General features: G+C 58.6%; 17 protein-coding genes. 16 read left to right on the top strand and 1 reads right to left on the bottom strand.

Annotation, left to right across the window (positions count from 1 at the left end; genetic code table 11):
* The first annotated feature begins 3 nt into the window (after positions 1-3).
* Both secF and IB254_RS28685 read left to right on the top strand, forming a co-directional pair.
* Positions 4-918, top strand: coding sequence for a protein translocase subunit SecF (gene secF / locus IB254_RS28690; RefSeq protein WP_192228436.1), 915 nt, complete (start codon positions 4-6; stop codon positions 916-918).
* A 132-nt stretch (positions 919-1,050) separates the two neighbouring features.
* A complete protein-coding gene (locus tag IB254_RS28685; RefSeq protein ID WP_008025488.1) occupies positions 1,051-1,602 on the top strand; it encodes a glycine zipper 2TM domain-containing protein in 552 nt (183 codons plus the stop codon).
* A 246-nt stretch (positions 1,603-1,848) separates the two neighbouring features.
* Here IB254_RS28685 and suhB read toward each other — a convergent pair whose 3' ends face one another.
* Positions 1,849-2,667: an inositol-phosphate phosphatase gene (gene suhB / locus IB254_RS28680; RefSeq protein WP_008014726.1), complete on the bottom strand. Its 819-nt coding sequence runs from the start codon at positions 2,665-2,667 to the stop codon at positions 1,849-1,851.
* 146 nt (positions 2,668-2,813) lie between these two features.
* On the opposite strand from suhB, the gene trmJ reads away from it, so the two are divergent.
* The 14 genes from trmJ to IB254_RS28610 all read left to right on the top strand — a co-directional run bounded on the left by trmJ (position 2,814) and on the right by IB254_RS28610 (position 13,745).
* Positions 2,814-3,584 (top strand): tRNA (cytosine(32)/uridine(32)-2'-O)-methyltransferase TrmJ, encoded by a 771-nt coding sequence (gene trmJ, locus IB254_RS28675; protein ID WP_192420783.1) that lies wholly within the window; start codon positions 2,814-2,816, stop codon positions 3,582-3,584.
* Between the two features lie 2 nt (positions 3,585-3,586).
* Complete coding sequence (gene cysE, locus IB254_RS28670; protein WP_192420781.1) at positions 3,587-4,363, top strand: serine O-acetyltransferase; 777 nt, start codon at positions 3,587-3,589, stop codon at positions 4,361-4,363.
* 263 nt (positions 4,364-4,626) lie between these two features.
* Positions 4,627-5,118 carry a Fe-S cluster assembly transcriptional regulator IscR gene (iscR, locus tag IB254_RS28665; protein WP_008042436.1) on the top strand — a complete coding sequence of 164 codons (492 nt, stop codon included), beginning with the start codon at positions 4,627-4,629 and terminating at the stop codon, positions 5,116-5,118.
* Positions 5,119-5,168: 50 nt separating this feature from the next.
* On the top strand, positions 5,169-6,383 hold the full coding sequence (locus tag IB254_RS28660; RefSeq protein WP_008025496.1) for an IscS subfamily cysteine desulfurase: 1,215 nt from the start codon (positions 5,169-5,171) through the stop codon (positions 6,381-6,383).
* Between the two features lie 86 nt (positions 6,384-6,469).
* Positions 6,470-6,856, top strand: a complete 387-nt coding sequence (iscU, locus tag IB254_RS28655) for a Fe-S cluster assembly scaffold IscU (RefSeq protein WP_003443374.1) — start codon at positions 6,470-6,472, stop codon at positions 6,854-6,856.
* Between the two features lie 34 nt (positions 6,857-6,890).
* Positions 6,891-7,214, top strand: a complete 324-nt coding sequence (gene iscA, locus IB254_RS28650) for an iron-sulfur cluster assembly protein IscA (RefSeq protein WP_003227904.1) — start codon at positions 6,891-6,893, stop codon at positions 7,212-7,214.
* 8 nt (positions 7,215-7,222) lie between these two features.
* Positions 7,223-7,744, top strand: coding sequence for a co-chaperone HscB (gene hscB, locus IB254_RS28645; RefSeq protein ID WP_008025499.1), 522 nt, complete (start codon positions 7,223-7,225; stop codon positions 7,742-7,744).
* A gap of 51 nt (positions 7,745-7,795) precedes the next feature.
* A complete protein-coding gene (hscA, locus tag IB254_RS28640) occupies positions 7,796-9,661 on the top strand; it encodes a Fe-S protein assembly chaperone HscA (RefSeq protein WP_008025501.1) in 1,866 nt (621 codons plus the stop codon).
* Positions 9,661-10,002 carry an ISC system 2Fe-2S type ferredoxin gene (gene fdx, locus IB254_RS28635; protein WP_008014719.1) on the top strand — a complete coding sequence of 114 codons (342 nt, stop codon included), beginning with the start codon at positions 9,661-9,663 and terminating at the stop codon, positions 10,000-10,002. Before hscA ends, fdx begins: the two co-directional genes overlap by 1 nt.
* Before the next feature lie 14 nt (positions 10,003-10,016).
* Positions 10,017-10,217, top strand: a complete 201-nt coding sequence (gene iscX, locus IB254_RS28630) for a Fe-S cluster assembly protein IscX (protein WP_008025505.1) — start codon at positions 10,017-10,019, stop codon at positions 10,215-10,217.
* 88 nt (positions 10,218-10,305) lie between these two features.
* Positions 10,306-10,731, top strand: coding sequence for a nucleoside-diphosphate kinase (gene ndk, locus IB254_RS28625; protein WP_007916882.1), 426 nt, complete (start codon positions 10,306-10,308; stop codon positions 10,729-10,731).
* A gap of 28 nt (positions 10,732-10,759) precedes the next feature.
* The gene (rlmN, locus tag IB254_RS28620) at positions 10,760-11,902 is read left to right on the top strand and encodes a 23S rRNA (adenine(2503)-C(2))-methyltransferase RlmN (RefSeq protein ID WP_008025507.1); all 1,143 of its coding nucleotides are present in this window, start codon (positions 10,760-10,762) and stop codon (positions 11,900-11,902) included.
* A gap of 17 nt (positions 11,903-11,919) precedes the next feature.
* Positions 11,920-12,678 carry a type IV pilus biogenesis/stability protein PilW gene (pilW, locus tag IB254_RS28615; protein WP_192420780.1) on the top strand — a complete coding sequence of 253 codons (759 nt, stop codon included), beginning with the start codon at positions 11,920-11,922 and terminating at the stop codon, positions 12,676-12,678.
* A complete protein-coding gene (locus IB254_RS28610) occupies positions 12,678-13,745 on the top strand; it encodes a helix-turn-helix domain-containing protein (protein ID WP_192420778.1) in 1,068 nt (355 codons plus the stop codon). The genes pilW and IB254_RS28610 overlap by 1 nt, the downstream gene beginning before the upstream one ends.
* Position 13,746 lies beyond the last annotated feature (1 nt).

The following is a 13,746-nucleotide window of genomic DNA, read 5'->3' as shown; positions in this document are numbered from 1 at the left end:
GCCATGTTACGTACAATCAACTTCATGGGCGTTCGCAACTTCGCGTTCGGCGTCACATTGTTCCTTACTGCGCTGGCCATTTTCAGTGTCTTCCACAAGGGCATGAACTGGGGGCTGGACTTCACCGGCGGTACGCTCATCGAGCTGACCTACGAGCGTCCGGCCGACGTCACCAAGGTGCGTGAGCAACTGGTTTCGTCCGGTTATCACGAAGCCATCGTGCAGAACTTCGGTGCGACTACCGATCTGCTGGTGCGCATGCCTGGTGAAGACCCGCAGTTGGGTCACCAGGTGGCAGCGGCGTTGCAGAAGGTCGGCGGCGATAACCCGGCGACGGTCAAGCGCGTCGAGTTCGTCGGCCCGCAGGTGGGTGAAGAGCTGCGCGACCAGGGCGGCCTCGGCATGCTGATGGCGCTGGGCGGCATCCTGATCTACCTGGCATTCCGCTTTCAGTGGAAATTCGCCGTCGGTGCGATCGTATCCTTGATCCACGACGTGATCGTGACCATCGGTATCCTGTCGTTCTTCCAGATCACCTTCGACCTGACGGTGCTGGCGGCGGTACTGGCGATCATCGGTTACTCGCTCAACGACACCATCGTGGTATTCGACCGGGTTCGTGAGAACTTCCGTGTACTGCGCAAGGCCAGCCTGATCGAGAACATCAATATCTCGACCACGCAAACCCTGCTGCGGACTATCGCGACGTCGGTTTCCACCTTGTTGGCGATTGCTGCACTGCTGTTCTTCGGTGGTGACAACCTCTATGGCTTCTCCCTGGCACTGCTGGTGGGTGTTCTGGCCGGTACTTATTCGTCGATCTACATCGCCAACGTGGTGTTGATCTGGCTGAATCTGAACTCCGAAGACCTGATCCCGACGGTGAATACCGAGAAGGAAGTCGACGACCGTCCTTGAGGACTCTCTAGTCCAGAGCAGTTCCCCAGGGATGTAGTCCAAAAAGGCGCGAGTTGAACTCGCGCCTTTTTTTATGCTCCAAGGCTGGGAGAAGCACGGGTTTATCCCGCATGTGATGGTCAGGAGGTTCATGTGAACAAGTCGATGCTGGTTGGTGCTGTACTGGGTGCTGTCGGTGTGACTGCCGGGGGTGCTGTGGCCACCTACAGCCTGGTAAAAAATAACGGCCCCGAGTATGCGCAAGTACTCGCCGTTGAGCCGGTCAAGACGCAAATCAAGACTCCACGTGAAGTGTGCAAGGATGTAGCGGTCACCCGGCAAGCGCCGGTGAAAGATCAACACCAGATTGCCGGTACGGTGGTGGGTGCGCTGGCAGGTGGTCTGCTGGGTAACCAGATCGGCGGCGGCACCGGCAAGAAAATTGCCACGGTTGCGGGCGCGGTCGGTGGTGGTTACGCCGGCAACAAGGTTCAGGAGGGCATGCAGGAGCGTGACACCTACACCACGACGCAAACTCGCTGTAACACGGTGAATGACATCAGCGACAAGGTTGTTGGGTACGACGTTCGTTATTCGCTGGACGGCAAGGAAGGCAAGGTGCGGATGGATCGTGATCCGGGCAACCAGATTCCGGTGGATAAGGAAGGTAAGTTGATCCTGACGCAGAATGAACAGGCGCATTGATGAGCTGATTGTCAGCCGCTGAAAAAGAAGCACCCTTAGGGGTGCTTTTTTTGTGCCCAAAATTCACGCAACCCCTGTAGGAGCCGGCTTGCTGGCGATTGCGGTCGGTCATTCAACATTGATGTCGACTGTTGCACCGCTATCGCCAGCAAGCCGGCTCCTACAGGGGATATGCGGTGTTCTTGTGGGCGAATTTCAGGCATAAAAAAAAGCACCCCGAAGGGTGCTTTTTCTGTCACTGGAAGCTTAGCGCTTCAGCGAGGCCGGCAGGTGCGGCTGGATCGCCGTCAGCACTGCCTTGAAGCACTTGGTGTTGCCGGCAACGATGTGGCCTTTCTCAAGGAAATCGTGACCGCCGGTGAAGTCGCTCACCAAACCACCAGCTTCCTGGATCAGCAGGGCACCTGCAGCCATGTCCCACTCGGACAGGCCCGACTCCCAGAAAGCGTCGAAACGGCCGGCAGCCACGTAGGCCAGGTCCAGGCTCGCCGAGCCAGCGCGGCGGATACCGGCGGTCTGGCCAACCAGGGCGCGGAACATGCCCAGGTAGTTGTCGAGATTGTCCATCTGGTCGTCACGGAACGGGAAGCCGGTACCCAGCAGGGCGCCGTCCAGGCTGGTGCGGCCGCTGACGCGTAGGCGACGACCGTTCAGTTGAGCGCCGCGACCACGGCTGGCGGTGAATTCTTCCTGGCGAACCGGGTCCAGAACAACAGCGTGTTCCAGGCGGCCGCGGTATTTGCAGGCGATGCTGACAGCGAAGTGAGGAATGCCGCGCAGGAAGTTGGTGGTGCCGTCCAGCGGATCGATGATCCACAGGTATTCTTCGCCTTCGATCCCGGTGCCGGCGTGCATGCCGGTTTCTTCACCCATGATCGAGTGGTTCGGGTAAGCCTTGCGCAGCGCGTCGATGATTTTCTGTTCAGCGGCGCGATCCACCTCGGATACGTAATCCTTGGCGTCTTTTTCGTCGACCTTGATGGTATCCAGGCGCTCGATGGAGCGGAAGATCAATTCACTGGCGCTGCGGGCGGCGCGCAGCGCGATATTCAGCATGGGCTGCATGGATGTGTCACCTAAGGTTGTTAAAGAAAGCCGGGCATTCTATCAGAACTTTTCTACAGGTGAAGGTCGGTGTTCGCTTTCATAGCTTAACGGTAGGATGAACTGTAAGATTCGGCTCCCGATTATTGTGTTCGAGAACGCCTCCCGTGCTGCAAAACATTCGTGTCGTCCTGGTCAATACCAGCCACCCCGGCAATATCGGCGGGGCTGCGCGTGCCATGAAGAACATGGGCCTGTCGCGGCTGGTGCTGGTCGAACCACGGTTGTTCCCGCACCACGAGGCTGATGCCCGTGCATCCGGCGCCGGGGACATCCTTGAAAACGCGCAAGTCGTCGCCACTTTGGAAGATGCCTTGGTCGGCTGCAATCTGGTGCTCGGCACCAGCGCCCGTGACCGGCGCATTCCCTGGCCGCTGCTCGATCCCCGCGAATGCGGGACGAAAGTGGTCGAGGAAGCCGGGCAGGGCGCCGAAATTGCCTTGGTGTTTGGTCGTGAAGATTCCGGCCTGACCAATGAAGAGCTGCAGCGATGTCATTATCACGTGCACATCCCATCAGACCCTGAGTTCAGTTCGCTGAACCTTGGGGCGGCGGTGCAGGTGTTGAGCTATGAAGTGCGCATGTCCTGGCTCGCGGCCCAAGGCCAGCCGAGCAAGGTCGAGAAGGAAGAAGTGGCGTCGGTCAAAAGCGCTGAGCTGGCGACCATGGATGAGCTGGAGCGATTCTATGAACACCTGGAGCAAACCCTGGTGGTCATCGAGTTCCTCGATCCTGAAAAGCCACGGCACTTGATGGCGCGCCTGCGTCGGCTGTACGGACGAAGCTCGGTCAGCCGGGCGGAAATGAATATATTGCGTGGCATCCTCACGGAAACCCAGAAAGCGGCCCGTGGTGAGCTTCTAAAGCGGAAGGATTAATGATGTTCGAGCGTTTGCGTGAAGATATCCAGAGTGTTTTCCATCGTGACCCGGCGGCGCGTAACGCTTTTGAAGTCCTGACTTGCTACCCGGGCATGCACGCCATCTGGATCCACCGGTTGTCGGCAGCCTTGTGGCGCGCCGAGCTGAAATGGCTGGCGCGGCTGGTGTCGAACTTCGGTCGCTGGTTGACCGGGATCGAGATCCATCCGGGCGCCAAGGTCGGTCGTCGGTTCTTCATTGATCATGGCATGGGTATTGTCATCGGTGAAACTGCTGAAATTGGCAACGACGTCACCCTTTATCAGGGTGTGACGCTGGGCGGCACCAGCTGGAATAAAGGCAAGCGTCACCCGACACTGGAAGACGGTGTGGTGGTGGGGGCTGGTGCCAAGGTGCTCGGCCCGTTCACTGTGGGTGCTGGCGCCAAGGTCGGTTCCAATGCCGTGGTGACCAAGGCTGTGCCGCCCGGCGCGACAGTGGTCGGCATTCCAGGGCGGATCATCGTCAAATCCGATGAAGAGCAGGACGCCAAGCGCAAGGCCATGGCCGAGAAGATCGGTTTTGATACCTACGGTGTTGGCGAAGACATGCCGGACCCGGTGGCGCGTGCCATTAATCAATTGCTCGATCACCTGCAGGCGGTCGATGGTCGTCTGGAGGGGATGTGCGGCGCGCTGAAGGACCTGGGCAGTAATTACTGTGCGAAAGATCTGCCTGAGCTGCGCGAAGAAGACTTTGCGTGTGTAAAGGACAAGGATCAGAGTCAGGCCAGCTAGACCGAGTCGACCCCTTCGCGGGCAAGTCGGATCGCCGCCCGCTCGCTCCTGCAAGGGTTTCGTTAATCCTGTAGGAGCGGGCGGCGATCCGACTTGCCCGCGAAGAACGATAACGCGCAATTGCTGGCTGTAACCGCCCAGCCTTTGTTATGATGCGGCCGCTCTTTTGCGGGTAAACCTGACTAAAGTACTAGGTCTTATAGTTGACTTAAATACTCGGGAATTGCATACTCGCCCCATTCCGAACTCCGTGGTAATTGTCCATGCGACTGACTACAAAAGGCCGATACGCCGTGACCGCCATGCTTGATCTGGCGTTGCATGCGCAGCACGGGCCCGTGTCCCTGGCCGATATCTCCGAGCGCCAAGGCATCTCCCTGTCCTACCTCGAACAGCTTTTCGCCAAATTGCGCCGCAGCAATCTGGTGTCCAGCGTCCGTGGTCCGGGCGGCGGTTACCAACTGTCCCGCGACATGCAGGGCATCCAGGTCGCCCAGGTGATCGATGCGGTAAACGAATCGGTCGATGCCACCAAGTGCCAGGGGCAGGGCGATTGCCATCAAGGCGACACCTGTCTGACCCACCACCTGTGGTGCGACCTGAGCCTGCAGATCCACGAATTTCTGAGCGGTATCAGCTTGGCTGATCTTGTTACTCGCCGTGAGGTACAAGAAGTAGCCCAGCGTCAGGACCAGCGTCGTTGCAACAGCAAGACGCCACGCCTGGACAAGATTGAAGCGTCCGCCGTCGAATGACAGCCAAAGAGCTAGCGGCACGCCAGCCAGCCTGATTTAGGAGATAGTCCATGAAATTGCCGATTTACCTTGATTACTCTGCGACCACCCCGGTTGATCCGCGTGTTGCGCAAAAGATGAGTGAATGCCTGCTGGTCGACGGAAACTTCGGTAACCCGGCGTCCCGTTCCCACGTGTTCGGCTGGAAAGCTGAAGAGTCCGTCGAAAACGCCCGTCGTCAGGTCGCAGACCTGGTCAACGCCGATCCGCGTGAAATCGTCTGGACCTCCGGTGCCACCGAGTCCGACAACCTGGCAATCAAGGGTGCGGCGCATTTCTATGCGACCAAGGGCAAACACCTGATCACCACCAAGATTGAGCACAAGGCTGTCCTCGACACCATGCGCCAACTGGAGCGTGAAGGCTTCGAAGTGACCTACATCGAGCCTCGCACTGACGGTCTGGTTACGCCGGAAATGATCGAAGCTGAACTGCGTGACGACACCATCCTGGTTTCGGTCATGCACGTGAACAACGAAATCGGCACCATCAACGACATCGCAGCCATCGGCGAACTGACCCGCTCCAAAGGGATCCTGTTCCACGTCGACGCTGCTCAGTCCACCGGCAAGGTCGAGATCGACCTGCAGAAGCTGAAAGTCGACATGATGTCGTTCTCCGCCCACAAAACCTACGGCCCTAAAGGCATCGGCGCGCTGTACGTCAGCCGCAAGCCGCGTGTGCGCATCGAAGCGACCATGCACGGCGGCGGTCACGAGCGCGGCATGCGTTCCGGCACCCTGGCGACCCACCAGATCGTCGGCATGGGTGAAGCTTTCCGTGTAGCCAAGGAAGACATGGCTGCCGAGAACGTGCGCATCAAAGCCTTGAGCGACCGTTTCTTCAAGCAGGTCGAAGACCTGGAAGAGCTGTACGTCAACGGCAGCATGACCGCCCGCGTTCCGCACAACCTGAACCTGAGCTTCAACTACGTTGAAGGCGAGTCGCTGATCATGGCGCTCAAGGATCTGGCTGTTTCGTCCGGTTCGGCTTGCACCTCGGCTTCGCTGGAGCCTTCGTACGTGCTGCGCGCCCTGGGCCGCAACGACGAACTGGCACACAGCTCGATTCGCTTCACCTTCGGCCGTTTCACTACCGAAGAAGAAATCGACTACGCCGCGCAGAAAGTCTGCGAGGCCGTTACCAAGCTGCGCGCTTTGTCGCCGCTGTGGGACATGTACAAAGACGGTGTCGACATTTCGAAAATCGAGTGGGCGGCACACTGATTTCAAGTCGCCGCAAACCAGGCCCTGTAAACTTAAGGTAGGCAGGGCTTCAAGAGCGACTCTCTGATGAGTGAGGATTAAGAATCATGGCTTACAGCGAAAAGGTCATCGACCACTACGAAAACCCGCGTAACGTCGGCAAGATGGACGCGGAAGACCCTGATGTCGGCACCGGCATGGTCGGCGCTCCGGCGTGCGGCGACGTGATGCGCCTGCAAATCAAGGTCAACGAGCAAGGCATCATCGAAGACGCCAAGTTCAAGACCTACGGTTGCGGTTCGGCTATCGCCTCCAGCTCCCTGGCGACCGAGTGGATGAAAGGCAAGACTCTGGATGAAGCAGAGACCATCAAGAACACTCAACTGGCCGAAGAACTGGCTCTGCCGCCGGTGAAAATTCACTGCTCCGTACTCGCTGAAGACGCTATCAAAGCGGCCGTTCGCGACTACAAGCAGAAGAAAGGCTTGATCTGATTTTCAAGATTTTGCGACGAGTAAGGAGTCACCGATGGCTATCAGCATGACAGAAGCGGCTGCTCGACACGTGCGACGCTCCCTCGACGGGCGCGGCAAAGGTGAAGGGATTCGTCTGGGTGTTCGCACCACGGGCTGCTCCGGCCTTGCCTACGTGCTGGAGTTTGTCGACGAGGTGGTTGCCGAGGATCAGGTGTTCGAAAGTCACGGCGAGAAAGTGATCATCGACCCGAAAAGCCTGGCCTACCTGGACGGCACCGAGCTCGATTTCGTCAAGGAAGGGTTGAACGAAGGCTTCAAGTTCAACAACCCCAACGTACGCGGTGAATGTGGCTGCGGCGAAAGCTTCAACATCTGAGGCTTCTTGTGGGTACTCCTTGTCATTTCGCTTTATTTGAGCTGCAACCGAGTTTCAATCTGGACCTCGACCAGCTGGCTACGCGCTACCGTGAGTTGGCGCGCAGTGTTCATCCGGACCGTTTTGCGGACGCTTCCGAGCGCGAGCAACGGCTGGCGCTAGAGCAATCCGCGAGCCTCAACGAGGCCTACCAGACGCTCAAAAGTCCCCCGAAGCGCGCGCGATACCTGCTCGCCCTGAATGGTGGCGAGCTGCCGCTGGAGGTCACGGTGCATGATCCGGAGTTTCTTCTGCAACAGATGGAGTTGCGCGAAGAGCTCGAAGACCTGCAGGACAGCGCCGACCTGAATGGCGTTGCCGTCTTCAAGCGTCGTTTGAAAGTTGCTCAGGAAAAACTGAACGACAGTTTCGCAGCCTGTTGGAATGATGCAGCGCAACGTGAACAGGCCGAACGCCTGATGCGGCGCATGCAGTTCCTCGACAAGCTCACCTACGAAGTGCGCCAGTTAGAAGAGCGCCTCGACGATTAACCCAGTGCCGCTCCGGTCGCACGCCTGATATACAGATAAGTCCTGATCACGATGGCCCTACTGCAGATCGCCGAACCCGGCCAAAGTCCTCAACCGCACCAGCGTCGTCTGGCTGTGGGGATCGACTTGGGCACTACCAATTCGCTGGTCGCTGCATTGCGCAGTGGTCTTTCCGAGCCTCTGGCTGACGCTGACGGGCAGGTCATCCTGCCGTCCGCCGTGCGTTACCACGCCGATCGCGTCGAAGTGGGCGAGTCGGCCAAGCTGGCTGCCGCTACCGATCCGTTGAACACCGTGCTGTCGGTCAAGCGCCTGATGGGTCGTGGTCTGTCCGACGTCAAGCAATTGGGCGAGCAACTGCCGTACCGCTTTGTCGGCGGCGAGTCGCACATGCCGTTCATCGAAACCATTCAGGGGCCGAAAAGCCCGGTCGAAGTCTCCGCCGATATCCTCAAGGTATTGCGTCAGCGCGCTGAAGCGACATTGGGTGGCGAGCTGGTGGGTGCGGTGATCACCGTTCCGGCCTATTTCGACGATGCTCAGCGTCAAGCCACCAAGGATGCGGCCAAACTGGCCGGCCTCAACGTGCTGCGTTTGCTCAATGAGCCGACCGCCGCTGCCGTGGCTTACGGTCTGGATCAACACGCTGAAGGCCTGGTCGCGATTTATGACCTGGGCGGCGGCACCTTCGATATTTCGATTCTGCGCCTGACCGGCGGTGTGTTCGAAGTGCTGGCTACCGGTGGCGACAGCGCCCTGGGCGGCGATGACTTCGACCATGCGATTGCCGGCTGGATCATCGAGAGCGCCGGTTTGTCCGCCGATCTCGATCCGGGTGCGCAACGTAACCTGCTGCAAACTGCCTGCGCGGCCAAGGAAGCGCTGACCAATGTTGCGGCCGTTGAAGTCGCTTATGGCGACTGGAAAGCCGAGCTGACCCGCGAAGCCTTCAATGCGCTGATCGAGCCGATGGTTGCCCGCAGCCTGAAAGCCTGCCGTCGCGCGGTGCGTGATTCCGGCGTCGAGCTGGAAGACGTGCACGCGGTGGTTATGGTTGGCGGTTCGACGCGTGTGCCTCGCGTTCGTGAAGCCGTCGCTGAAGCCTTTGGTCGCCAGCCGCTGACTGAGATCGACCCGGATCAAGTGGTGGCCATCGGTGCCGCGATCCAGGCTGATACGCTGGCCGGCAACAAGCGCGATGGCGGCGAACTGCTGTTGCTCGACGTGATTCCGTTGTCCCTGGGGCTGGAAACCATGGGCGGCCTGATGGAGAAGGTGATTCCGCGCAATACCACCATTCCCGTCGCTCGTGCCCAGGATTTCACCACGTACAAAGATGGCCAGTCGGCCATGGCGATCCACGTGTTGCAGGGTGAGCGTGAGCTGATCAGCGATTGCCGTTCCCTGGCACGCTTCGAATTGCGCGGCATTCCTGCGATGGTCGCCGGTGCGGCGAAGATCCGCGTGACCTTCCAGGTCGACGCCGACGGTCTGCTCAGTGTCTCGGCCCGTGAGTTGGGTTCGGGTGTTGAAGCAAGCATTCAGGTCAAGCCGTCCTACGGCCTGACTGACGGCGAAATCGCCAAGATGCTCAAGGATTCGTTCCAGCACGCCAACGACGACAAGGTCGCCCGTGTGCTGCGTGAGCAGCAGGTCGATGCCCAGCGCCTGATCGAAGCGGTGCAAGCCGCTCTCGAAGCCGACGGCGAGCGTTTGCTCGACGCCGAGGAGCGCATGGTCATCGAATTGCAGATGCAGGAACTGACCGAACTGATGAAAGGTGCCGATGGTTACGCCATTGAGCAGCAGACCAAGCGTCTGTCGCAAGTCACCGACGCCTTTGCTGCCCGCCGTCTGGACTCGACGGTGAAAGCCGCGCTGGCGGGGCGCAATCTGAATGAAATCGAGGATAACTGATGCCGCAGGTCATTTTTCTGCCCCACGAGAAGTTTTGCCCGGAGGGCATGGTTGTCGAGGCTGAGCCTGGCATCTCCATTCTTGAGCTGGCCCATGAACACCACATCGAAATGGAAAGTGCCTGCGGTGGCGTCTGCGCTTGCACCACCTGCCACTGCATCATCCGCGAAGGTTTTGACTCGCTGGAAGAAGCGGATGAGCTGGAAGAAGACTTTCTTGATCGGGCCTGGGGTCTGGAAGCGCAATCGCGTCTAGGCTGTCAGGCGATCGTTGGGACTGAAGACCTGACTGTCGAGATTCCGAAATACTCGCTCAACCACGCCGCCGAAGCGCCGCATTGATTCAAGGAACTGTCATGAGTCTCAAGTGGACTGATGTGCTGGAAATCGCAATCCAGCTGGCTGAAAGCAAGCCCGATGTTGACCCTTTGTCGGTCAACTTCGTCGATCTGCGCAAGTGGGTGATGGAATTGCCCGAGTTCGACGACCTGCCTGAGCATTGTGGCGAAAAGATCCTCGAGGCCATTCAGGCCCACTGGATCGAAGAACGCGACTGAGCCACGCTGCAGGTTAGGCAATACCCAAGAACCCGCGTATAATTCGCGGGTTTAATTTTTCACAAATTACCGTTTCTGGAGTTACACCATGGCTGTTCAACGTACTTTCTCCATCATCAAGCCTGACGCTGTTGCAAAAAACGTCATCGGCGAGATCACCACTCGTTTCGAAAAAGCAGGCCTGCGCGTTGTAGCTTCGAAACTGAAGCAACTGTCCAAAGCCGAAGCTGAAGGCTTCTACGCTGAGCACAGCGCTCGTGGTTTCTTCGGCGACCTGGTTGCTTTCATGATCTCCGGTCCTGTTGTTGTTCAGGTTCTGGAAGGCGAAAACGCTATCGCTCTGAACCGTGAGCTGATGGGCGCTACCAACCCTAAAGAAGCTGCTGCCGGCACCATCCGTGCTGACTTCGCTGATTCCATCGACGCCAACGCTGTACACGGTTCGGACTCCGAAGCCGCTGCTGCTCGCGAAATCTCGTACTTCTTCGCAGCTACTGAAGTAACCACTCGCTAAGCATTGGCTTAAGAGTGAAGGTGAATCCATGACTACATCGACTGTAAAAACCAACCTGCTGGGTCTGACTCAACAGGAAATGGAAAAATTCTTCGACTCAATCGGGGAGAAGCGTTTCCGTGCCGGTCAGGTAATGAAATGGATTCACCACCTTGGCGTCGATGATTTCGACGCCATGACGAACGTCAGCAAGGCCCTGCGCGACAAGCTCAAGGCCATTGCCGAAGTTCGTGGTCCCGAAGTCGTCAGCGAGGACATTTCCACCGACGGCACCCGTAAGTGGGTGGTGCGCGTGGCGTCCGGCAGCTGCGTCGAGACCGTTTACATTCCCCAGGGCAAACGCGGCACTCTGTGCGTTTCGTCCCAGGCAGGCTGTGCCCTGGATTGCAGTTTCTGCTCCACCGGCAAGCAAGGTTTCAACAGCAACCTCACCGCCGCCGAAGTTATCGGCCAGGTGTGGATTGCCAATAAATCGTTCGGCAGCATCCCGGCGACCGCCGACCGTGCCATCACCAACGTGGTGATGATGGGCATGGGCGAGCCGCTGCTGAACTTCGACAACGTCGTTGCGGCCATGCATCTGATGATGGACGACCTGGGTTACGGCATTTCCAAGCGCCGTGTGACCCTGTCGACCTCCGGCGTGGTGCCGATGATCGATGAGCTGTCCAAGCACATCGACGTCTCCCTGGCGTTGTCCCTGCACGCACCGAATGACGCATTGCGTAACCAATTGGTGCCGATCAACAAGAAATATCCGCTTAAGATGCTGCTCGAGTCGTGCCAGCGCTACATGTCGTCCCTGGGCGAAAAACGCGTGCTGACCATCGAGTACACCTTGCTCAAGGACATCAACGACAAGGTTGAACATGCCGTTGAGATGATCGAGCTGCTCAAGAACATCCCGTGCAAGATCAACCTGATTCCGTTCAACCCGTTCCCGCATTCCGGTTACGAGCGTCCGAGCAACAATGCGATTCGTCGTTTCCAGGATCAGCTTCACCATGCAGGTTTCAATGTCACCGTACGCACCACCCGCGGTGAAGACATCGATGCCGCGTGTGGCCAATTGGTAGGGCAGGTGCTGGATCGCACCCGTCGCAGTGAACGTTATATCGCCGTGCGCGAGTTGAGCGCCGACAACGATATGGCTTCGAACGCTGCGAAATAATTCAAGAGAGGATCTCTATGTCCCTGCGCTTTGCGCTGCTTGTGCTGTTGGCCAGTCTTTGTACTGGCTGCGTCCTGTCGGGCGATTTCAATCCGATGAAGACCAGCAAGGGCCGCGATGAAGCGCGAGTTGCCTACGTGCAACTGGGCTTGGGCTATTTGCAGCAGGGCATGACCGAGCGCGCCAAGGTCCCGCTGAAAAAGGCCTTGGAACTGGACGGTTCGGATCCTGACGCCAATGCCGCTTTGGCTCTGGTGTTTCAGGCCGAGATGGAGCCGGAGCTGGCGGATGAGCACTTTCGCAAGGCGCTTTCTTCCCGCCCCAACGATGCCCGTATCCTGAATAATTACGGCAGTTTTCTTTTCGAACAGAAACGTTACAAAGAGGCTTACGAGCGCTTCGAGCAAGCCGCTGCCGATACCCTGTATCCTGAGCGTTCGCGAGTGTTCGAGAACCTGGGCATGACCGCTTCCAGGCTTGGCCAGCGTGATCTGGCCCAGCAGCAGCTGGAAAAAGCTTTGCGTTTGAACCGTCAGCAACCCCGTGCATTGCTGGAAATGGCTGAGTTGTCTTACGAAGACAGGCATTATGTGCCCGCGCGTGACTATTACGACCGTTTTAGCCTGCTCACCGAGCAAAATGCACGTAGTCTATTGCTCGGCGTTCGGCTGGCAAAAGTGTTCGAAGATCGCGACAAGGCAGCCAGTTATGGCCTGCAACTAAAACGACTCTATCCCGGTACGCCGGAATATCAGCAATACCTGTCGGAGCAATGATGAAAGCGGCGCATCCCGAAGTTGTAGCAGCGAATCGCGTTAACCCCGGTGAAACTTTGCGCCAGGCCCGCGAAAGCAATGGCTGGTCGCTGGCCGAAGTGGCCCTCAAGCTCAACCTCACCGTTAATTCCCTGAGTAATCTGGAAGCCGGCGCATTCGACAAGCTGCCGGGGCATACCTTTGCCCGCGGTTATATTCGCGCCTACGCCAAATTGCTCGGCATGGACCAGACTGTTCTGGTTCAGCAATTCGACCAGTCCACCGGTACCGACTCCCAGGGCGCCAACGTCCACAGCCTGGGTCGCATCGAAGAGCCGGTTCGGGTTTCCCACACTATCTTGCGAATCGTCAGCCTGTTGTTGCTGATCGCGGTGATCGGCGGCGGTTTCATCTGGTGGCAGGATCAAACCTCATTGCGCACCAAGGACCTGATCAGCCTGAGCCCGGAGCACGTTGAAGTCGAAGGCGCCGACGGCACCACCCAGATCCATCCGCTGGACGAGCCGGAAGACCAGGCTGTCGCGGAAGGTCAGGCTGAAGGCTCGACTGTTCTCGCATTGCCGCAAGCCGAGACTTCGACTGAAGCGCCGGCTGAAGCTGAGCCCGCTGTGCCTGTGGTCGCACCGGCTGCCCCGGCGCCAGTTGCACCGACACATAACACCGCGCCGGCTGCTCCGGCACCCGTTGCCCCGGCGCACAGCACCGCGCCAGTTGTCGCGCCTGCGGCCCCGACGGCTCCGGTTGTGTCGACCCCGCCTGCAACCGCCTCGGTAACGCCGACCATTCCTGCTCCGGCAGCGGCTGCTCCGGCTGCTCCGGTTGCCGGCCAAGGCCAGGTTCAACTGCAATTCACCGCTGATTGCTGGACACAAGTCACCGACGGCACTGGCAAAGTGCTGCTCAGTGGTCTCAAGCGCAAAGGCGAAACCGTTTCCCTCAGTGGTAAGCCGCCGTTTGCCGTGCGTCTGGGCTTCGCCCGTGGCGCGCAGGTCAGCTACAACGGTCAGGTGGTTGATGTCGCTCCATTCACCAGTGGCGAGACTGCTCGCCTGAAGTTGGGTCAATAAG

It is taken from the genome of Pseudomonas sp. PDM03 (assembly GCF_014852385.1).
GTDB lineage: Bacteria > Pseudomonadota > Gammaproteobacteria > Pseudomonadales > Pseudomonadaceae > Aquipseudomonas > Aquipseudomonas migulae.
Note: the sequence above shows the minus strand (reverse complement) of the source record. Positions and strands in the feature narration are given on the sequence as shown.